The organism is Streptomyces resistomycificus (assembly GCF_001514265.1).
In the GTDB taxonomy this organism is placed as follows: Bacteria; Actinomycetota; Actinomycetes; order Streptomycetales; family Streptomycetaceae; genus Streptomyces; species Streptomyces resistomycificus.
This window is the reverse complement of the sequence record NZ_KQ948989.1, coordinates 620,141-638,069: the sequence shown is the minus strand read 5'-3', so window position 1 is coordinate 638,069 and position 17,929 is coordinate 620,141. Positions and strand designations below refer to the sequence as shown.

The 17,929-nt window shown below is 72.7% G+C and carries 21 protein-coding genes and 1 pseudogene; 12 read left to right on the top strand and 10 right to left on the bottom strand.

All coding sequences use genetic code 11. The features are described from left to right. Window positions 1–246 precede the first annotated feature (246 nt). The gene (locus AQJ84_RS07980; protein ID WP_030045122.1) at window positions 247–1,077 is read left to right on the top strand and encodes a DeoR/GlpR family DNA-binding transcription regulator; all 831 of its coding nucleotides are present in this window, start codon (window positions 247–249) and stop codon (window positions 1,075–1,077) included. Between the two features lie 63 nt (window positions 1,078–1,140). After that, on the top strand, window positions 1,141–1,614 hold the full coding sequence (locus AQJ84_RS07975) for an SRPBCC family protein (RefSeq protein WP_030045121.1): 474 nt from the start codon (window positions 1,141–1,143) through the stop codon (window positions 1,612–1,614). Window positions 1,615–1,672: 58 nt separating this feature from the next. On the opposite strand, the gene AQJ84_RS07970 is transcribed toward AQJ84_RS07975, so the two are convergent. Together AQJ84_RS07970 and AQJ84_RS07965 are read right to left on the bottom strand one after the other, a co-directional pair. Next, the gene (locus tag AQJ84_RS07970; protein ID WP_030045120.1) at window positions 1,673–1,879 is read right to left on the bottom strand and encodes a hypothetical protein; all 207 of its coding nucleotides are present in this window, start codon (window positions 1,877–1,879) and stop codon (window positions 1,673–1,675) included. Window positions 1,880–1,933: 54 nt separating this feature from the next. Further along, on the bottom strand, window positions 1,934–3,058 hold the full coding sequence (locus tag AQJ84_RS07965) for an L-cysteine desulfhydrase Cds1 (protein ID WP_030045119.1): 1,125 nt from the start codon (window positions 3,056–3,058) through the stop codon (window positions 1,934–1,936). 345 nt (window positions 3,059–3,403) lie between these two features. Between AQJ84_RS07965 and AQJ84_RS07960 the strand changes: the two genes are divergently transcribed. After that, the gene (locus AQJ84_RS07960; protein WP_030045118.1) at window positions 3,404–3,727 is read left to right on the top strand and encodes a hypothetical protein; all 324 of its coding nucleotides are present in this window, start codon (window positions 3,404–3,406) and stop codon (window positions 3,725–3,727) included. Window positions 3,728–3,912: 185 nt separating this feature from the next. Next, window positions 3,913–4,446: an ATP-binding protein gene (locus AQJ84_RS07955; RefSeq protein ID WP_053190665.1), complete on the top strand. Its 534-nt coding sequence runs from the start codon at window positions 3,913–3,915 to the stop codon at window positions 4,444–4,446. Window positions 4,447–4,782: 336 nt separating this feature from the next. Here AQJ84_RS07955 and AQJ84_RS07950 read toward each other — a convergent pair whose 3' ends face one another. Then, window positions 4,783–5,058 carry an SHOCT domain-containing protein gene (locus AQJ84_RS07950; protein ID WP_030045116.1) on the bottom strand — a complete coding sequence of 92 codons (276 nt, stop codon included), beginning with the start codon at window positions 5,056–5,058 and terminating at the stop codon, window positions 4,783–4,785. Between AQJ84_RS07950 and AQJ84_RS07945 the strand changes: the two genes are divergently transcribed. The 5 genes and pseudogenes from AQJ84_RS07945 to AQJ84_RS40645 all read left to right on the top strand — a co-directional run. Then, window positions 5,027–5,596, top strand: coding sequence for a TetR/AcrR family transcriptional regulator (locus tag AQJ84_RS07945; protein ID WP_225877469.1), 570 nt, complete (start codon window positions 5,027–5,029; stop codon window positions 5,594–5,596). The two genes, AQJ84_RS07950 and AQJ84_RS07945, sit on opposite strands and share 32 nt — an antisense overlap. 9 nt (window positions 5,597–5,605) lie before the next feature. Next, complete coding sequence (locus AQJ84_RS07940; RefSeq protein WP_053190663.1) at window positions 5,606–6,205, top strand: DUF4865 family protein; 600 nt, start codon at window positions 5,606–5,608, stop codon at window positions 6,203–6,205. Continuing rightward, window positions 6,202–7,110: a phosphotriesterase family protein gene (locus AQJ84_RS07935; RefSeq protein WP_053190661.1), complete on the top strand. Its 909-nt coding sequence runs from the start codon at window positions 6,202–6,204 to the stop codon at window positions 7,108–7,110. The genes AQJ84_RS07940 and AQJ84_RS07935 overlap by 4 nt, the downstream gene beginning before the upstream one ends. 124 nt (window positions 7,111–7,234) lie before the next feature. Then, complete coding sequence (locus AQJ84_RS07930; RefSeq protein ID WP_030045111.1) at window positions 7,235–7,411, top strand: DUF1272 domain-containing protein; 177 nt, start codon at window positions 7,235–7,237, stop codon at window positions 7,409–7,411. Window positions 7,412–7,484: 73 nt separating this feature from the next. Beyond that, window positions 7,485–7,691, top strand: a pseudogene (locus tag AQJ84_RS40645) (tautomerase family protein); the annotation flags it as partial. Between the two features lie 13 nt (window positions 7,692–7,704). On the opposite strand, the gene AQJ84_RS07925 reads toward AQJ84_RS40645, so the two are convergent. The 3 genes from AQJ84_RS07925 to AQJ84_RS07915 form a co-directional block, all read right to left on the bottom strand. Then, window positions 7,705–8,160 (bottom strand): RpiB/LacA/LacB family sugar-phosphate isomerase, encoded by a 456-nt coding sequence (locus tag AQJ84_RS07925; RefSeq protein ID WP_030045110.1) that lies wholly within the window; start codon window positions 8,158–8,160, stop codon window positions 7,705–7,707. A gap of 69 nt (window positions 8,161–8,229) precedes the next feature. Continuing rightward, the gene (locus tag AQJ84_RS07920; protein WP_030045108.1) at window positions 8,230–9,471 is read right to left on the bottom strand and encodes an ROK family protein; all 1,242 of its coding nucleotides are present in this window, start codon (window positions 9,469–9,471) and stop codon (window positions 8,230–8,232) included. 36 nt (window positions 9,472–9,507) lie between these two features. Continuing rightward, window positions 9,508–10,149 (bottom strand): alpha-ketoglutarate-dependent dioxygenase AlkB family protein, encoded by a 642-nt coding sequence (locus AQJ84_RS07915; RefSeq protein ID WP_030045107.1) that lies wholly within the window; start codon window positions 10,147–10,149, stop codon window positions 9,508–9,510. A 66-nt stretch (window positions 10,150–10,215) separates the two neighbouring features. Here AQJ84_RS07915 and AQJ84_RS07910 point away from each other — a divergent pair, with 66 nt between their 5' ends. After that, window positions 10,216–11,349: a methyltransferase gene (locus AQJ84_RS07910; protein WP_030045106.1), complete on the top strand. Its 1,134-nt coding sequence runs from the start codon at window positions 10,216–10,218 to the stop codon at window positions 11,347–11,349. Here AQJ84_RS07910 and AQJ84_RS07905 read toward each other — a convergent pair. Then, the gene (locus AQJ84_RS07905) at window positions 11,339–12,211 is read right to left on the bottom strand and encodes a class II fructose-bisphosphate aldolase (protein ID WP_030045105.1); all 873 of its coding nucleotides are present in this window, start codon (window positions 12,209–12,211) and stop codon (window positions 11,339–11,341) included. The two genes, AQJ84_RS07910 and AQJ84_RS07905, sit on opposite strands and share 11 nt — an antisense overlap. Window positions 12,212–12,231: 20 nt before the next feature. Continuing rightward, window positions 12,232–13,113 carry an SIS domain-containing protein gene (locus AQJ84_RS07900; protein WP_030045104.1) on the bottom strand — a complete coding sequence of 294 codons (882 nt, stop codon included), beginning with the start codon at window positions 13,111–13,113 and terminating at the stop codon, window positions 12,232–12,234. Window positions 13,114–13,234: 121 nt separating this feature from the next. Here AQJ84_RS07900 and AQJ84_RS07895 point away from each other — a divergent pair, with 121 nt between their 5' ends. Beyond that, complete coding sequence (locus AQJ84_RS07895; protein ID WP_030045103.1) at window positions 13,235–14,014, top strand: DeoR/GlpR family DNA-binding transcription regulator; 780 nt, start codon at window positions 13,235–13,237, stop codon at window positions 14,012–14,014. Window positions 14,015–14,168: 154 nt separating this feature from the next. Here AQJ84_RS07895 and AQJ84_RS07890 read toward each other — a convergent pair whose 3' ends face one another. After that, a complete protein-coding gene (locus AQJ84_RS07890) occupies window positions 14,169–15,356 on the bottom strand; it encodes a GDSL-type esterase/lipase family protein (RefSeq protein WP_053190659.1) in 1,188 nt (395 codons plus the stop codon). A gap of 34 nt (window positions 15,357–15,390) precedes the next feature. Next, window positions 15,391–15,960, bottom strand: coding sequence for a TetR/AcrR family transcriptional regulator (locus AQJ84_RS07885; protein WP_030045101.1), 570 nt, complete (start codon window positions 15,958–15,960; stop codon window positions 15,391–15,393). A 145-nt stretch (window positions 15,961–16,105) separates the two neighbouring features. Between AQJ84_RS07885 and AQJ84_RS07880 the strand changes: the two genes are divergently transcribed. After that, window positions 16,106–17,929 carry a glycoside hydrolase family 15 protein gene (locus tag AQJ84_RS07880; protein ID WP_030045100.1) on the top strand — a complete coding sequence of 608 codons (1,824 nt, stop codon included), beginning with the start codon at window positions 16,106–16,108 and terminating at the stop codon, window positions 17,927–17,929.

Sequence of the window (17,929 nt, the reverse complement as noted above, 5' to 3'; positions counted from 1 at the left end):
GCCCAGAATCGCGGTTCGCGGCGTGTCGCACACCTCTCGTCACGGAATCTCCCCGAGTCCGGGTGCCACCCGGCGGGCCCGGATGCCGGCCCGGTGACATGCGCGCGTCGGTACAGCCAGTGGCGCCACCCGGCCCGGCCCGTGCGAGGATGGGACGCCCGCGCACCGGTGACGGGCAGAATGTCCTTGTCACAGGGGGTGCGCAGGGCGTGTCGAACGGGTTGAGACGAAAGGACCGGAGCGTACGTGAGTGAGAATCAGAACCTCCTCGCGGAGCAGCGGCGCGCCCTGATCCTGGACGAGGTGCGGCGCCGGGGTGGCGTCCGTGTGAACGAGCTGACCCGCAAGCTCGGCGTGTCGGACATGACGGTACGGCGTGATCTCGACGCGCTGGCCCGGCAGGGCGTCCTGGAGAAGGTGCACGGCGGCGCGGTGCCGGTGGTGGAGGCGAGCACGCACGAGCCGGGCTTCGAGGCGAAGTCGGGTCTGGAGCTGACCGCCAAGGAGGACATCGCCCGGGCGGCCGCGGAGCTGGTCGTGCCGGGCAGCGCCATCGCGCTGTCGGGCGGTACGACGACGTTCGCGCTGGCGCACCGGCTGGTCGACGTGCCGGATCTGACCGTCGTCACCAACTCGGTGCGGGTGGCCGACGTCTTCCATGTCGCGCAGCGCACCTCGGGTCCCCGGCAGGGCGCGGCCACGGTGGTGCTGACCGGCGGGGTGCGCACGCCTTCCGACTCGCTGGTGGGGCCGGTGGCGGACCAGGCGATCGCGGCGCTCCACTTCGACCTGCTGTTCCTGGGTGTGCACGGGATATCGGTCGAGGCGGGTCTGTCCACCCCGAACCTCGCGGAGGCCGAGACCAACCGGCGCCTGGTGCAGTCCGCGCGGCGCGTCGTGGTGGTCGCCGACCACACCAAGTGGGGGACGGTGGGCCTCAGTTCGTTCGCCGCGCTGGCCCAGGTCGACACGCTGGTGACGGACGCCGGGCTGCCCGGCGAGGCGCGCGCGGAGATCTCGGAGCATCTGCGGCGGCTGGTGGTGGCCGGCGAGCCCGACGAGGGTGCAGACGACTGACTGCTCGTCAGCTAGGGTGACGCTGCCCGGTCGACGCCCGCCTCCCCCAAGGGGGTTCAGTCCATGGCCCGTCAGTTGCGCCCGGTAGGGATCGAGTTCGTCGAGACCGCTCCGGTACGCCTGGTGTTCGCGAGGGAGATCTCCGCCTCGCCCGGCGCGGTCTTCCACGCGCTCGCCGAGGACGTGCCCGGCTGGGCCGACTGGTTCGGGGCGGTGCGGCGGGCCCGGCCCCTGGACGAGGGCGCCCGGCGCGAGATCCGGCTCAAGGGCGGTACGCGCTTCCTGGAGACGGTTCTGGTCGCCGAGAAGGCTGAGGTCTACACCTACCGCGTCGACGAGACCAACGCACCGGGACCCCGAGCCCTGGTCGAGGAGTGGCGGCTGACTCCGGCGGGCACCGGTACCAGGGTTAGGTGGACGTTCGCGGCGGACGGTTCGGCGCTGTTCCGGCAGGCCCTGACGCTCGGACGCGCGGGTCTCGGGCGGGCCTTCCGGGACGCCGTCACCTCGCTCGACCGGCGGCTGGCGTCGGCGTAGGGCCCGCGGACGAGCGGCTGCGGCGGGGTCGGCGGCCACGGCCCGAGCCTGCCGGCCCTCAGTAGTCCATGGCCACCACGGCGTACAGGCCGGCGATCAGCACGGCCGCCACGGCCACGCAGACAACCACCACGGCGATCAGCGCGATGCCGAGCAGCCCGCCCGCGCCGACCATCGCCGACCAGGCGAACCGTGTCGCGCGCTCGGCCCGCTCGACGGCGTCGCGGTGATCAAGGCCCTCGTCGTATCGATCACGATCACTCATGGTCCCCCCTGTCGGAGCCTGTCGCCCGCCGCCGGGCGACAGGCTCCGGGCCGCTCACTCGGGCCACACACCGGTTTCCAGCAGTGAGGCGATCGCGGCCGAGTACGGCTCGATGTCCAGGCCCTGGGCGGCCAGCCAGGCGTCCGAATAGTACTTGTCGAGGTAGCGGTCCCCCGGATCGCACAGCAGGGTCACCACGCTCCCCTGCCGGCCCTCGGCGACCATCTCGGCGATCAGCTTCAGCGCACTCCACAGCCCGGTGCCCGTCGAGCCGCCCGCCTTGCGGCCGATGGCCTGCTCCAGGGCGCGCACGGCGGCGACGCTGGCCGCGTCCGGGACCTTCATCATCCGGTCGATCGCGCCGGGCACGAAGCTCGGTTCCATACGCGGCCGGCCGATGCCCTCGATGCGGGAGCCGCAGTCGCACGTGACGTCCGGATCGCCGGTGGTCCACCCCTCGAAGAAACACGAGTTCTCCGGATCGGCCACACAGATGCGGGTGTCGTACTGCATGTAGTGGACGTAGCGGGCGAGGGTCGCCGAGGTGCCGCCGGTGCCGGCCGTGGCGACGATCCACGCGGGCTCCGGGAACCGCTCCAGCCGGAGTTGGCGGAAGGTGGATTCGGCGATGTTGTTGTTCCCGCGCCAGTCCGTGGCCCGTTCCGCGTAGGTGAACTGGTCCATGTAGTGTCCGCCGGTCTCCACCGCGAGGCGTGCGGACTCCTCGTACATCTTCCGTGAGTCGTCCACGAAGTGGCACTGCCCGCCGTGGAACTCGATCAGGCGGATCTTCTCGGCGCTGGTCGTGCGCGGCATGACGGCGATGAAGGGCACGCCGATCAGCTTGGCGAAGTACGCCTCGGAGAGCGCCGTCGAGCCGCTGGACGCCTCGATCACCGGGCGGCCCGGCCGGATCCAGCCATTGCACAGGCCGTAGAGGAAGAGGGAGCGGGCCAGTCGGTGCTTGAGGCTGCCGGTCGGGTGGGTCGACTCGTCCTTCAGGTACAGGTCGATGCCCCACTTCTCCGGCAGCGGGAAGCGCAGCAGATGGGTGTCGGCCGAGCGGTTGGCGTCGGCCTGGACCCTGCGGACGGCTTCTTTGAGCCAGCCGCGGTAGGCGGCGTCGGTGTGGTCGACGTCGAGGGTTGCGCCGGTCCGGGTGGTGTGAGGGGTGGTCACGGCGGAGCTCCTTAGGGTGCGCGCCGACGGCGCGTCGCGCGGCCGCCACATCGATCATAGACATCTTCCGCACGCTCCTCACCTGCATAAACACACCTTTGAGCGCCTCAAAGGCACCCCTGGGGCAATGAGGTGTCCCGGCGTGGGGGCGCATTCGCGTGAGTGCTCCGGGCGCTCTGGGTGAGCGGGCCGTGCGTACTGGTGCTCGACGTCGACGGCAGGCAGACTGCCCGACGGGACGAAGGTGCCGGACGGGGGCGCACACTGGATCGCGACACGAACAGGACGACGGCCCACAGGGCAGCACGGGCCGGGACACCCACACGCACAAGGGGGCGGGGCGGGATGGCGGAGCCGGAGTTCACGGCCACGGGCGTGCGGATCGGGAAGCGGCTGCGTTCGCTCACCCGGGCCGGACAGGTCCGGATCAGCGACGGCCGGCTGGAGTTGCTGACCAGTTACGGCAGTGAGATCGACAGCGCGCCGGTGCAGGCGGTCCGTGCCTCCAAGCCGTGGTTCGCCGCGGACGACCGGGCGCTGGCCGACCTCAACGGAAACCGGTACCTGCTGACCCTGGGCGACCACGACCCCGCCCCGGGCGAGCCCGGGCCGCCCGCGGCACGCCGGTTCATAGAGGCCGTACGACGGGCCGCGGGCCGTAGCGGCTGAAGCACCGCGAGTTGCGGGACCGCGCCCCCTGGGCCACGCTGGTCCCACGTCACTCTGGGTTTACCGGCGATAACGCTGCGAACCAGCCCGCCGGCCACGACAGCAGGCGGCCGTGTCACAGGCATCCTGCTGGATCGATCCGAACTCCGTGTTCTTCCGGACCTCTATGTCGGGGAGTCGCAGCCGTGATCACTCACCCAAGCAGGCACTGCGCGGTAGAGCTCCAAGCCCTGCCGTCGCGGATCGGCCAGGTCCGCAGAATCGTATCGGCGCAGTTGCGCTACTGGCATCTGGATCCCCTCATAGACCGGGCCGCACTCGGCGTGACCGAGCTGCTGACCAACGTCCACCGCCATGCCCGGCCCGACAAGACGTGCACCGTGGAGATCGAGCTGCTGCTCGACCGGCTCATGGTCTCGGTGCGCGACCACGATCCACGTCTGCCGGTCGTCGAGGACGCCGAGACGCTCGCCACCTGCGGCCGTGGGCTCGCGATGGTCGCCGCGGTCAGCGAGAGCTGGGGCGCGCGGCCGGACGGCGAGTCCGGCAAGGTCGTGTGGTTCTCCCTGCCGACACCCTCGCCCACGCAGCCGGTCTCCGCGCGCCCGCAGCGCCGGGCGGTCACGGAGAAGCCCGCGCACCGGTTCGTGGAGGTCACGCACACCGTCGACCTGCACAGGCCCGAACACGCTCCCGCCCGGTCGGCCGTTGCAGGCTGACCGGGCGGTGACCACTGTCCGCTCAGGGGCGGTCGTTCGGCGGTGACGGCCCGCGGCGCGCCCGGACGCGCCGCCCGCCGGGGCGTGAGCCGCAGGCCCCGCCGGGGTCCACCGCGCGTCGCGTGGGCGGTATCGCGAGGTCGAAGGCGAACCCGCCTCAGGGCGAGCCCCCGACCGCGCCGAAGGCGGCGACGAGGTCCGGCTCCCCGCGGAGTACGGCCCGCGGCCGGGACCGGACCAACCGACACCGGGATGTGCGCGCGCCTCGGCTGCAAAACCGGCCGGGAGCCGGGCGCCGCCCGCGCGGCGGGGTGCCGGTGACGGCGGTCGCGGTGGTCACGTCGCACCGCCCCTGCCCGTGCCGCCGAACTGCTCGTCCAGGACGGACAACCGGCGCCAGTACTCGTCCTCGCCGATCTCCCCGGCGGCGAAGCGGCGGCCGAGCATCGCGATCGGCGAGTCGCCGGCCGGGGCGGAGAGGCCGACCTCGGCCGGCACGCGCCACGGGCCACGTCGGCCGCGCCACACGGTCCGCCCCCAGGTCTCGACTTCTGTAACTACTAGTATGTACAGTGCGGGTATGAGCACCTCGGAGCGCCTGATCGAGTCCACCCGCGAGCTGTTGTGGGAGCGCGGTTACGTGGGCACGAGCCCCAAGGCCATCCTGGAGCGCGCGGAAGCCGGGCAGGGCAGCATGTACCACCACTTCAAGGGGAAGCCGGACCTCGCCCTGGCCGCGATCCGGCGCACCGCCGAGGAGTTGACGGCTACCGCCGAGGGAGTACTCGGCGGGCCGGGCACGCCGTACCAGCGGATCGAGGCGTATCTGCGGCGCGAGCGCGACGTGCTGCGCGGCTGTCCGATCGGGCGGCTGACGATGGACCCGGACATCGTCGCCAGCGAGGACCTGCGCGCACCGGTCGACGAGGCGCTCGACCGGATCCGCGAGCGGATCGCCGGAATCGTCGAAGAGGGCAAGGAGCAGGGCCAGTTCGCGCCCTTCCTGGACGGTGAGGACATCGCCGCGGCCGTCCTCGCGACCGTCCAGGGCGGGTACGTCCTCGCCCGCGCGTCCGGTTCGCCCGCCGCTTTCGACGCGGGCGTCCGGGGGCTGCTGTCACTCCTGTCGCCCGACCGACGACCGGCCTGAGGAGAACCCGTGCACGCCATGCAGTACGAACTCACCCTGCCCGCCGACTACGACATGGACGTCGTCCGCGGCCGCGTCGCCCGGATCGGCCACCTCCTCGACGACTGGGAGGGCCTCGGCATCAAGGCGTACCTGATGCGCGAGCGGGGTGTGGGCGGGTCGCCGGTCAACCAGTACGCGCCCTTCTACCTGTGGAACACCGTGGACGGGATGAACAGCTTCCTCTGGGGAGGCGCCTTCCAGGGGCTCAGCGACGACTTCGGGCGGCCGCCGGTCCGCCAGTGGACGGGCCTCGCGTACGAGCCGGCTCCGGCCCACGAGGGCGACAGCGCGAGCTTTGCCGCCCGGGTCGCTGTGCGCCACCGGCGACCCGTGCCCGACGGCGTCGAGTTGTCCGCGGTGAGGGACGACGCGGTGCGCGAGACCGCGCGGCTGGCCGAGCTGGACGGCGCGGTGCTGGCGGCAGCGGCCGTGGACACCAGCCGCTGGGAGCTGGTCCACTTCTCGCTCTGGGAACACGAGGCACCCCAGGCCGAGGGTGAGGTGTTCCAGGTGCTGCACCTGTCGGCACCCGGGCGGCACCGGCTGCCGCGGGGGCGACGCCGGTGAGCGCGGTCCGTACGGTGCTCGGGGACGTACGCCCTGACCTCCTGGGCGTCTGCGACGCGCACGACCACCTGTTCTTCCGCAGCCCTCGACTGCCGGGGCAGGAGCTCGGACGGGCGTCCGCCGCCCGTGCGGAGCTGGCGGCGTTCGTCGCGCACGGCGGTGGCAGCGTGGTCCAGTGGACGCCGTACGGACTGGGGCGCCGGGCCGCCGATCTGCCGGCGCTGTCCCGGGAGACGGGCGCGCTCGTGGTGGCCGCGACCGGACTGCACCAGGCCGTCCACTACGACGACGGGACGCTCGCCGGGTTGCGCGGCCGGCTCGCCGAGGTCTTCGTCGCCGAACTGACCGAGGGCATCGGCACGTCCGGGGTGCGGGCCGGGCTCATCAAGGTCGCGGGCGGTTTCCACGCCTTGGACGCGCACGCCCGCTGGACCATGAGGGCGGCGGCCGAGGCCCACCACGCGACGGGGGCGCCGATCGCCGTCCACCTGGAACTCGGGACCGGCGCCCTGGACGTGGTGGACCTGCTGTGCGGCGAGTTGGGGGTGGCGCCACCGCGGGTGATCCTCGGCCACCTCAACCGCTCCCCGGACGTCGTGGTGCATCTGCAGGCCGCAGCGGCGGGCTGCTACCTGGGCTTCGACGGGCCGTCGCGCGCCCACCACGGCACGGACTGGCGGATGCCGGGAGCCGTACGGGCGCTCGCCGACGCGGGGTACGCCGACCGGCTGCTGCTCGGCGGCGACACCACGACCGCGGGGGCGCGCTCGGTCAACGGCGGGCCCGGGATGCCCTACCTGCTGCGGCGGGTGCGGCCGCGGCTCGCCGTCGAGCTGGGTGAGGAAGGGGTGGATCGCGTGCTCACCCACAACCCGGCCCGGGCCTTCGCCGTGGACTGGCCCTGACTCCCGGGCCGTAGGCCCGATCGTGCCGATCATTGGCCTCACGTCGCCTTTCAGCCGGGTCCGCCGTCCGGAGGATGGGAACAGCGGGCCGTCGAGCCCACCGACGACGAGGAAGGCGAACGACATGGCACTGGAGATGCGTGAGCGCTGCGAACGCTGCGTCACGGCGGCACTGCCGCCCGACGCGCCGGCCCGGATCTGCTCGTACGAGTGCACCTTCTGTGTGCCGTGCGGCGAGGCGATGCGGGACGTCTGCCCCAACTGCGGCGGGGAGCTGGTTCCCAGGCCGCGCAGAACGTGATCCAGACCGAGCGGAGTGAGAGGAGGGTCCACAGTGCCCTTCGTTCGGACAGACGCGCTGGGAGCCGACGCCGATCGCGATCACCCTGCGCTCCGGCCGCACGCCCGCACGGAAACGGCCCCTGTACCGGCGGATCGCCGAACTCGCCCACGCCTACGCGGGGACCGAGCCGCGGAACGTCTTTCACGCTCACCGAGAACGAGTCGATCGACTGGTCCCTCGGCCACGGGGGGCGCAGTACGCGCAGGCCGACCGCCGACCGGCCGCCGGGTCGTGGTGACCCGGCCGGGGAACTACGGCGTGGTTCTGCCGGCGTCGAGGCGGTCGACGCGGGCCACGTTCTCGCGGTCCTGTGCGTCCTGGCTGGCCGTGGCGGCGAACCATGCGTCGAGGATCTCTCCGAGCAGTGGCTCGGAGGTCAGCCGGAGGCTGAGGGCCAGCACGTTGGCGTCGTTCCAGCGGCGGGCTCCGTCGGCCGTGTAGGCGTCCGTGCACAGGGCCGCGCGTACTCCCGGCAGCTTGTTCGCGGCGATCGACGCGCCCGTGCCGGTCCAGCAGCACACGACGGCCTGGTCGGCGGTTCCGGCCGCGACCTCGGCGGCCGCGGCCTGCGAGCAGGCGGCCCACTGGGGGTCGTCGCCGGGGTTCAGCGCGCCGTGGGGCACCACCTCGTGGCCGAGGTCGCGCAGCCTGCCGACGAGTGCGCGTGCCACGGGCTCGTCCATGTCAGAGGAAACGGAGATCCGCATGTCACGAGCCTACCCGGGACGGCTCACGCCCCAGAGGGTCGCGAGGGGGGCGCCGAGAAGGCGTGAGCGTCACCCGGACAGCGCGCCCAGGGGATCGTCCAGTACCGGCTGCCACGCCAACTCGGCCGCGCCGACCAGACTGTTGTGATCCAGGGCGCACGCCAGGATGGGCACGCCGCCGCTCTGCCCCCACAGGCTGCGGTCGGCGACCACCGCGCGCAGGCGGTCCGGGTCGGCGTCGAGCAGCGTGCGGTGCAGACCGCCGAGGATGATCCGGTCCGGGTTGAGGATGTTCACCAGGCCGGCCAGGCCCAGGCCGAGGCGGTCGATCAGCGCCTCGGTGGCGGCGCGGACGGACGGGTCGTCGTAGTGGTCGCGGACGAGCTCGATGGCCTGCTGGAGAAGGGAGACCTCCGGGCCCGGGTCGCGCCCGGCCGCGGTGAGGAAGGCGAGCGGGTCGGCCTCGACGTCGAGACAGCCTCGGCTGCCGCAGTGGCAGGGGCGGCCCTCCGGGTTCACGGTGAGGTGTCCGACCTCCAGGGCCAGCCCCGAACTCCCGGTGTGCAGCCGCCCGTCGAGCACCAGCGCACCGCCCACGCCCCGGTGGCCGGTGGCCACGCACAGCAGGTGCCGGGCGCCGCGGCCCGCGCCGTGGCGGTGCTCGGCGAGCGCGACCAGATTGACGTCGTTGCCCGCGAAGGCCGGCCCGGTGATCCCGGCCGCGCGCACGCACTCCGCGAAGATGCGGCGCACCGGGGCGCCCACCGGCCACGCCAGGTGCAGCGGGTTCAGGGCGAGTCCGTCCGGTTCGGCGACCGCGGACGGCACCGCGAGCCCGGCGCCCACGCACCGCCGCCCCGTCGTGCGCAGCAGGTCGGCACCGGCCTCCACGACGGACCCGAGGACCTTCGACGGGTCGGCCTCCACGGTCTCGCAGCCGGGCGCGGTGGCGACGATACGGCCGCCCAGACCGACCAGCGCCGCCCGGAACCCGTCGGCGTGCACCTGCGCGGCGAGAACCACGGGGCCGTCCTCGGCGACCGCGAGCCGGTGCGAGGGCCGTCCCTGCGAGCCGGCCGCCGCGCCCGGCCGGGCGTCGACCCGGATCAGCCCGAGTGCCTCCAGCTCGGCGGCGACCGCGCCGGCCGTGGCCCGGGTGACGCCGAGCTCGGCGGTCAGCACGGCGCGGGTCGGCGCCCGTCCGGTGTGCACGAGCTCCAGCGCGGGCCCGAGCGCACCGCGCCCACGGTCCAACCGCGCCCTCGAGGTGGTCCCATCCCCCGCCGGCCGGGGGTCCGCCTTGCCGCTCATGAGGCCGAGTCTCCCATGATCCGCAGGCCCGGCGGCCTACCGGCCGCTCACCCGGAGCGTGATGTTCAACCTCCCGGTCAGTCCCAACTCCGGTGGTGCGGTGCCCGCGTGGATCCGGGGCACCCCGTGGTAGGCGAGCCGGGACGGCCCGCCGAACACGAACAGGTCGCCGCTGCGCAGCTCGACGTCGGTGTACGGCCTGGTCCGGGTCACGGGGTTGCCGAAGCGGAAGACGCAGGTGTCGCCGAGGCTCAACGAGACCACCGGCGCGTCCGACTCCTCGTCGCTGTCGCGGTGCATGCCCATGCGGGCGTCACCGTCGTAGAAGTTGATCAGTGCGATGTCGTAGGGGGCCGGTTCCACGCCCAGCGCCTCACTCGCCGCGCGGCGTCCCAGCTCGCCCAGCCAGGCGGGGAAGGGCTTCACCGGGCTGCCGTCCCCGTCGACGACGGTGCGGGCGTAGGCGTACGGGTACCAGTGCCAGCCCAGGCAGACCTGGCGGGCGGTCATCGTGCCGCCGCCGGGGGTGCGGACGGTTCTCAGGCCGGCCGGCGGGCGGGCCCACTCGCGGCAGGCGTGGAGCAGTTCGCGCCGGCGCTCGGGCTCCAGCCAGTCCGGGACGTGCACCGCGCCCGGCGCGACCTCCCTGCGGGCCCTGGGGAACAGCTCGGCGTCCATCGTTCCATCCTGCCCGACAGCTCTGAGCTGCGGCTCGGCTAGCCTGGACGCACGATGAACGACCGTATGACGACTCCCTGGGGCCGGCTCGCGCTGTCCCGCTTCCCCGAGGACCCGCGCGAGAGGCTGCGCGCCTGGGACGCCTCCGACGAGTACCTGCTCGGTCACCTCGCGGACCGGGGCGTCCCGCTGTCCGGCACGGTCGTGGTGGTCGGGGACCGCTGGGGCGCGCTGGCCACGGCGCTCGCGGCGCACCGGCCGGTGCAGATCACCGATTCGTACCTGGCCCAGGAGGCGACCCGGGCGAACCTCGCGCGGGCCGGTGTCGAGCCCGGTGCCGTGCGGCTGCTCACCACGCAGGATCCGCCCCCGGGACGCGTCGACGTGCTGTTGGTGCGGGTGCCCAAGAGCCTGGCGCTGCTGGAGGACCAGTTGCTGCGGCTGGCGCCCGCGCTGCACGAGGGCACGGTCGTCGTGGGCACCGGCATGGTGAAGGAGATCCACACCTCGACACTGCGCCTGTTCGAACGGATCGTCGGTCCGACCCGCACCTCGCTCGCGGAGCGGAAGGCGCGGCTGATCTTCTCTACGCCCGAGCCGTCTGTGGAACGGGCGGCCAACCCGTGGCCGTACAGCTACCAGCTCCCGGACGGGATCGGGCCCGTCTCGGGCCGTACGGTCGTCAATCACGCGGGCGTCTTCTGCTCGGACCGGCTCGACATCGGCACCCGGTTCTTCCTGCGGCATCTGCCCGGCAGCCGTGGCGGGCAGCGGGTGGTGGACCTGGGGTGCGGCAACGGCGTGGTCGGTACGGCGATGGCACTGGCCGATCCCGGGACCGAGGTGCTGTTCGTGGACGAGTCGTTCCAGGCGGTGGCCTCGGCCGAGGCCACGTTCAAGGCGAACGGTGTGCCGGGGCACGCCGAGTTCCGGGTCGGGGACGGGCTCGCGGGTGTGGCGGCCGGGAGTGTGGACCTGGTGCTGAACAATCCGCCGTTCCACTCCCACCAGGCGACCACGGACGCGACGGCGTGGCGGATGTTCACCGGGGCGCGGCGCGCGCTGCGCCCGGGCGGAGAGCTGTGGGTGGTCGGCAACCGTCATCTCGGGTACCACCTGAAGCTGCGGCGGTTGTTCGGCAACAGTCGACTGGTCGCCAGTGACCCGAAGTTCGTGGTGCTGAAGGCGGTCAAGGAGTAGCGGTCACGCTCCCGGAGCCGAGAGCCGTGATGACTCCCGCCACCGCTCGCACCATCGCCTCCCGCCCCACGCTCAGGTACCTCCGTGGGTCGACCACCTCGGGGCGGGCGGCCAGGAACTCGCGGATCGCGCCGGTCATGGCGATGTTGAGGGCGGTGCCCACGTTGATCTTGGCGATGCCGGCCGCGGCGGCCGCGGCCAGTTCGTCGTCGGGCACTCCGGACGAGCCGTGCAGGACGAGCGGCACGTCCAGGGTGCCGGACAGCCGCTCGAGGAGGGGGTGGTCGAGGGTCGCGGTGCGCGTGGTCATGGCGTGGGAGCTGCCGACGGCCACGGCGAGCGCGTCGACGCCGGAGTCCGCGACGAAGGCACGGGCCTCGTCGGGGTCGGTGCGGGCGCCGGGTGCGTGGGCGTCGAGCGGCGGCTTGCCGTCCTTGCCGCCGATCCGTCCCAACTCCGCCTCGATCCACAGCCCTTGGGCGTGCGCCCGGTCGGCTGCGGCTCTGGTAGCGGCGAGATTCTCGGCGTACGGCAGCCGGGCCGCGTCGTACATGACGGAGCTGAAGCCGGCGTCCGCCGCCTGCCGCAGCAGGTCGTCGCTCTGTACGTGGTCCAGGTGCAACGCGACGGGCACGGCGGCCTGTTCGGCGGCCGTGACGGCTGCGCGGGCGAGCGGGAGCAGGCGTCCGTGGCGGAACTTCACGGCGTTCTCGCTGACCTGGAGGACGACGGGTGAACCGAGGGACTCGGCGCCGGTGACCACCGCCTCGACGTGCTCCAGCGTGATGATGTTGAAGGCGGCGACCGCGGAGCGCGTGCCGGCGGCGCGGGTGACGAGCTCGCCGGTGGTGACGAGGGGCACGGTTGATCCTTCCGTGGAATTCAGGGGGCGAGGATCACCGAACGGGTGAGGTGGCGCGGCCGGTCGGGGTCCAGGCCGCGGGCCGCGGCGACCGCGACGGCCAGGCGCTGGACGCGGACCAGCTCGGCGAGCGGGTCGAGTGTGCCCGCCACCCAGGTCCCGCCCGTGTCGCGCACCTGTTCGGCCAGACCGTCCGGCGCCGCGCCGAGCATCCAGGTGGCAGTGCCGTCGGTGGTGACGCTGATGGGGCCGTGCCGGTACTCCATCGCCGGATAGGCCTCGGCCCAGGCGAGGGCGGCCTCACGCATCTTCAGCCCGGCCTCGTTGGCCAGTCCCACCGTCCAGCCGCGGCCGAGGAAGGTGAACTGGGTGCTACGCACCAGCCCTTGGGGCAGCCGCGTGTGCAGCGCGGTGCGGGCGTCGGCGACGACCGCGTCGGTGTGCAGGCCCAGATGGGCGCGCAGCAGGGTCAGCGCGGTGGTCGCGAACCGGGTCTGCACGACGGACCGTTCGTCCGCGAAGTCGAGGACGACGACGTCGTCCGCGGCCCGCATGACGGGGGTGGCGGGGTCCGCGGTGAGGGCGACCGTGCGGGTGCGGCCGCGCAACTCGTCGAGCAGCTCCAGCACTTCGGTGGTGGTGCCGGAGCGGGTGAGGGCGAGGACCCGGTCGTACGGGCGGCCGTGGGGGAACTCGGACGCGGCGAAGGCGTCGGTCTCACCCTGGCCCGACTGCTCGCGCAGTGCCGCGGCGGCCTGCGCCATGAAGTACGAGGTCCCGCAGCCGACCAGCGCGACCCGCTCCCCCGGTCGCGGCAGCGATCCGCGATGCTCCGGCGCCTGTGCGGCCGCACGGGTCCAGCACTCGGGCTGGCTGGTGAGTTCGTCCTCGACATACGACATGCCGAACCCCTCCCCTGTGATTGTTCTTGCAAGATATAGCGAGGTTTCGAGCACTTACAAGCATTCGGGCCGAGGAGGGGTGCGCTAGGGTCGCCGGGAGGTCGAGGAACGGAGGGCCCGGATGTCGCGCGACGCCCGGTGGCAGGCGCTGCTGGAACTGCTCGTCGAACACGGCCGGTTGGACGTCGAGGAGGCGGCCGCCGAGCTGGCGGTGTCGTCGGCGACCATCCGGCGCGACTTCGACCAGCTGGCCGAGCAGCAGATGCTGGTGCGCACGCGGGGCGGCGCCGTCGTGCACGGGGTGTCGTACGAGTTGCCCCTGCGCTACAAGACGGCCCGCCACGCCTCCGAGAAACAGCGCATCGCGAAGGCGGTCGCGGATCTCGTCGCCCCCGGCGAGGCGGTGGGGCTCACCGGCGGGACGACCACGACCGAGGTGGCGCGGGCGCTGGCGGTGCGCGGCGACCTGGCGTCGGGGTCACCCGCGCTGACGGTGGTCACGAACGCTCTGAACATCGCCAACGAGCTGGCCGTACGCCCTCAGTTCAAGATCGTGCTGACCGGCGGGGTCGCCCGGCCGCAGTCGTACGAGCTCGTGGGGCCGCTCGCGGACGGCGTGCTGAGCCAGATCACCGTCGACGTGGCGGTGCTCGGCGTCGTCGCCTTCGACGTCACCCACGGGGCTGCCGCGCACGACGAGGCGGAGGCCGCGATCAACCGGCTGCTGTGCGACCGGGCCGAGCGGGTGGTCGTCGCCGCGGACTCCAGCAAGCTGGGGCAGCGGGCCTTCGCCCGGATCTGCGCGGCGGAGTCCGTGGACACGCTGGTCACGGACACGGCGGCCGGGCCGGACACGGTGCGGCGGTTCGAGGAGGCCGGGCTGCGGGTGGTCACGGTCTAGCGCGGGGCCGCGCCGCCGGTGGGCCTGGGCGGTCGTCGGCCCACGACCGGGTCGGCTGCGGACGCCACCGCGTCGGCCGCGCCGCGGCCGCCCCGTGAGCCCGGGCGGCCGGCCGCACTGTGCCGTGCCGGTCGTGAGCCTCGGTCGGCGGGCGTCAGGCGTCGCCCTGCTCGGCGAAGGCCCCCTTGTCCCCGAAGACCAGTTCGGCGAAGCGTTCGCCGATGTGGTGGTGGGTGGCGGCGTCCGGGTGAAGGCCGTCGGGCAGCGGGAGTTCGGCCGCGTCCGCCTCGCCGTAGAGGTCACGGCCGTCGAGGTAGTGCAGGTGCGGGTCCTCGGCGGCCCGCTGCGCGACGATCCGCTCCAGCTCGTCCCGTATGACGCCCAGACTCAGTTTCCCGCTCGCGCGCTCCGCCGGGTCCCCCATGGCCACGAACCGCAGTCGCCCCTCGCCGAGGCCGCCGAGGTCCGGTGCGGTGGGACCGGGCGTGTCCTCGTGCATGGGGCACAGGACGGGCGAGACGACCAGCAGGGGTGTGGTGGGGTGCCCGTCGCGGATCGCGTCGAGGAATCCGTGGACCGCGGGGCCGAAGGCACGCAGGCGCATCAGGTCGGTGTTGACCAGGTTGATGCCGATCTTGACGCTGATCAGGTCGGCGGGCGTGTCACGCAGCGCGCGGGCCGTGAACGGGTCGAGCAGGGCGCTTCCGGCCAGGCCCAGGTTGATCAGTTCCACCCCGCCGAGGGCGGCGGCGAGGGCGGGCCAGATCCTGGTGGGGCTCGCGGCGTCGGAGCCGTGACTGATGGAACTGCCGTGGTGCAGCCACACCCTGCGGCCGAGGTCCCGCGCCGGTTCGACGGGGGCGTCGGTGCGCAGGGCGATCAGTTCGGTGGCCTCGTTGTGCGGCAGCCAGATCTCGACGTCCTTGGCACCGTCGGGCAGGCCGGTGAAGCGGAGGGTGCCGGGCGGACCCGGCACGTGATCGGTGGTCCCGGCGGACATGTCGACGGTCACGGTGTTGCCGCCCAGGATGCTCGCCTGTCCGGCCGGGCGGCCGTCGACGAGCAGGTCGTACACGCCGTCGGGACGCGGCGGGGCGCCCACGTAGCTCCGTTTGGTGGGCAGCGCGTCCAGTTCGAGGGCGGTGGCCCGGGTGCGGAAGGCCAGGCGCACGCCGGACGGCTGGACCTCGGCCATGGCCAGTTGCGGGTCGGCGCACTGGGCGCGGGCCCTGGCGGGCAGCCGGTGCGGCAGCACGCCGTGCTCGGTGCGTTCCACGTCGAGGGCGCCCCGCACCAGCTCGGCGGTGACGGGCGTGGTGATCCAGTTGTCCTCGGTGTGCATGCTCTCCACCTGTCGGTCGACGAGTCGGGGGGTGTCAGGGCGCGGGCCAGTTCCGCAGCAGGGCGTCGAGGGCGTCCAGGATCCGTGTCCAGCTCTCCTGCGAGGCGGGGGCGCTGTGACTGAACCCGCCCTCCAGTTCGAGACCGACGTAGCCGTGGAAGACGCTGCCGAGCAGCCGGACCGCGTGGGTCTGCTCCGCTTCCGGCAGGTCGTAGCCGCGCAGGATCGCCCGCGTCATCTGGCTGTGCCTGCCCCCGGCGCTGGCGGCCGCCTCCTGCGGGGTGAGCCTGAACCGGGACGCCGCGTAGCGGCCGGGATGCTCGCGCGCGTAGTCGCGGTAGACGTTCGCCAGGGAGACCAGGGCGTCCTTGCCGGCCCTCCCGGCCAGGGCGTCGGCGGCCCGGTCGGCGAGTTCCTCCAGGGACAGCAGGGCGATCCGGGCCTTGAGGTCCCGGGAGTTCCTCACGTGCGAGTACAGGCTCGCGACCTTGACGTCGAAACGCCGGGCGAGCTCGGAGACGGTCACCTGATCGAACCCGACCTCGTCGGCCAGCTCCGCCCCCGCCTGGGTCAGCCGTTCGGCGGTCAGTCCAGCGCGTGCCATAACCTGCCCCTCATTTAGCTAACACTAGTGTGCATCTACCTAATGGGTTTAGGCAAGCGGCCCTTTCCGTCTCCCCCACGTCACCGCACTCGCGCCCCTAAGCTGAGGCTGAGGCAGAGCCGCGCGTCGGGCCCGGGAGGCTGCGATGGACGAAACCCAGTACACGTCCCGAGCGGGCTATCTGCCGATCGCCGAGCACGGTCTGATCGGCGACCTCCGCAGCGTGGCCCTGGTCGGCACCGACGGCACGATCGACTGGTACTGCTGCCCCTCCTTCGACGCCCCGAGCGTCTTCGCCTCGATCCTGGACGCCGAGAAGGGCGGCTGCTTCGAGCTGGCGGCGACCGTGCCGGCCCGCACCAAGCAGTTCTACTTCCCCGACACCAACGTTCTGATCACCCGCTTCTTCACCGAGGACGGCGTCGGCGAGGTGCAGGACTTCATGCCGGTCGACGGCGACTCGGTGGAGTCGGAACGCCACCGGCTGATCCGGCGGGTGCTGTGCGTGCGCGGCTCCATCCCGTTCCGCGCCCGGGTGGCGCCCCGGTTCGACTACGGGGCCAGCCCGCACACCGTCCGCATGGTGGGCGACGTCGCGCTCTTCGAGTCCGCCGGGCTGTCCCTCGGGCTGACCGCGACCGTGCCGCTGGAGACCCACGGCCCGGACGCGAGGGCCGACTTCAAGCTCGCCGGGGGCGAGTCGGCGGTGTTCGCACTGGACCAGGTGGGCGGGGAGGTGGAGCCCCGCCGGTGCGCGCGGACCGAGGCCGAGGAACAGTTCACCACCACGGTCGCGTACTGGCGACGCTGGCTGTCCGCGTCCAAGTACCGTGGCCGCTGGCGGGAGATGGTGCACCGCTCGGCCCTCACCCTGAAGCTGCTCACCTACGCGCCGACCGGCGCGATCGTGGCCGCGCCGACCACGAGCCTGCCCGAGCAACTGGGCGGCGAGCGCAACTGGGACTACCGGTACGTGTGGGTGCGCGACGCCGCGTTCTGCGTGTACGCGCTGCTGCGCCTGGGCTTCACCGGCGAGGCCGAGGCGTTCATGAACTTCCTGACCCGGCACATCAGCCCGGGTGACGGCAAGCCGTCGGGACCTCTGCAGATCATGTACGGCATCGACGGCCGCACCGAACTGCCCGAGCGTGAACTCGCCCACCTGGAGGGACACCAGGGCTCGGCGCCGGTCCGGATCGGCAACGACGCCGCCGAACAGCTGCAACTGGACATCTACGGCGCGCTGATCGACTCCATCTACCTCTACGACAAGTGGGCCAAGCCCATCTCCAGCGACCAGTGGGACGACGTGTGCGCGCTGGTGGAGTGGGTGTGCGCGCACTGGGACCAGCCCGACGAGGGCATCTGGGAGACCCGCGGCGGCCGCAAGAACTTCCTGTACTCGCGACTGATGTGCTGGGTGGCCGTCGAGCGGGCCATCCGCATGGCCAACCGCCGCGGACTGCCCGCCGACCTGCCCCGCTGGCAGGCGTCCCGCGACACGATCTACCGGCGGATCATGAAGCGGGGCTGGTCGGAGACCCGCCAGGCGTTCGTGCAGCACGAGGACGGTGACGTGCTGGACGCGGCCGTCCTGATGATGCCGCTGACGAAGTTCATCGCGCCGACCGACCCCAAGTGGCTGTCCACACTGGACGCGCTCACCCACGACCTGGTGTCCGACTCCCTCGTCTACCGCTACGACCCGCTGGCGAGCCCCGACGGACTGCGCGGTGACGAGGGCACGTTCTCCATCTGCTCGTTCTGGTACGTGGAGGCGATGGTCCACGCCGGCCGGATCGACGAGGCGCGGCTGGCCTTCGAGAAGATGCTCACCTACGCCAACCATCTGGGCCTGTACGCCGAGGAGATCAGCCACACCGGCGAGCAACAGGGCAACTTCCCCCAGGCTTTCACCCATCTCGCCCTGATCAGCGCGGCCTTCAACCTGGACCGTGCGCTCGGCTGA

Excerpts from the sequence above, each read along its gene's own strand:
- AQJ84_RS07915 (WP_030045107.1), bottom strand. The coding sequence starts at position 10,149 with ATGGACGCCGAGCTGTTCCCCAGGGCCCGCAGGGAGGTCGCGCCGGGC.
- AQJ84_RS07910 (WP_030045106.1), top strand. The coding sequence starts at position 10,216 with ATGACGACTCCCTGGGGCCGGCTCGCGCTGTCCCGCTTCCCCGAGGAC.
- AQJ84_RS07890 (WP_053190659.1), bottom strand. The coding sequence starts at position 15,356 with ATGCACACCGAGGACAACTGGATCACCACGCCCGTCACCGCCGAGCTG.
- AQJ84_RS07900 (WP_030045104.1), bottom strand. The coding sequence starts at position 13,113 with ATGTCGTATGTCGAGGACGAACTCACCAGCCAGCCCGAGTGCTGGACC.
- AQJ84_RS07960 (WP_030045118.1), top strand. The coding sequence starts at position 3,404 with ATGGCGGAGCCGGAGTTCACGGCCACGGGCGTGCGGATCGGGAAGCGG.
- AQJ84_RS07945 (WP_225877469.1), top strand. The coding sequence starts at position 5,027 with ATGAGCACCTCGGAGCGCCTGATCGAGTCCACCCGCGAGCTGTTGTGG.
- AQJ84_RS07930 (WP_030045111.1), top strand. The coding sequence starts at position 7,235 with ATGGCACTGGAGATGCGTGAGCGCTGCGAACGCTGCGTCACGGCGGCA.
- AQJ84_RS07895 (WP_030045103.1), top strand. The coding sequence starts at position 13,235 with ATGTCGCGCGACGCCCGGTGGCAGGCGCTGCTGGAACTGCTCGTCGAA.
- AQJ84_RS07925 (WP_030045110.1), bottom strand. The coding sequence starts at position 8,160 with ATGCGGATCTCCGTTTCCTCTGACATGGACGAGCCCGTGGCACGCGCA.
- AQJ84_RS07920 (WP_030045108.1), bottom strand. The coding sequence starts at position 9,471 with ATGAGCGGCAAGGCGGACCCCCGGCCGGCGGGGGATGGGACCACCTCG.
- AQJ84_RS07975 (WP_030045121.1), top strand. The coding sequence starts at position 1,141 with ATGGCCCGTCAGTTGCGCCCGGTAGGGATCGAGTTCGTCGAGACCGCT.
- AQJ84_RS07970 (WP_030045120.1), bottom strand. The coding sequence starts at position 1,879 with ATGAGTGATCGTGATCGATACGACGAGGGCCTTGATCACCGCGACGCC.
- AQJ84_RS07885 (WP_030045101.1), bottom strand. The coding sequence starts at position 15,960 with ATGGCACGCGCTGGACTGACCGCCGAACGGCTGACCCAGGCGGGGGCG.
- AQJ84_RS07880 (WP_030045100.1), top strand. The coding sequence starts at position 16,106 with ATGGACGAAACCCAGTACACGTCCCGAGCGGGCTATCTGCCGATCGCC.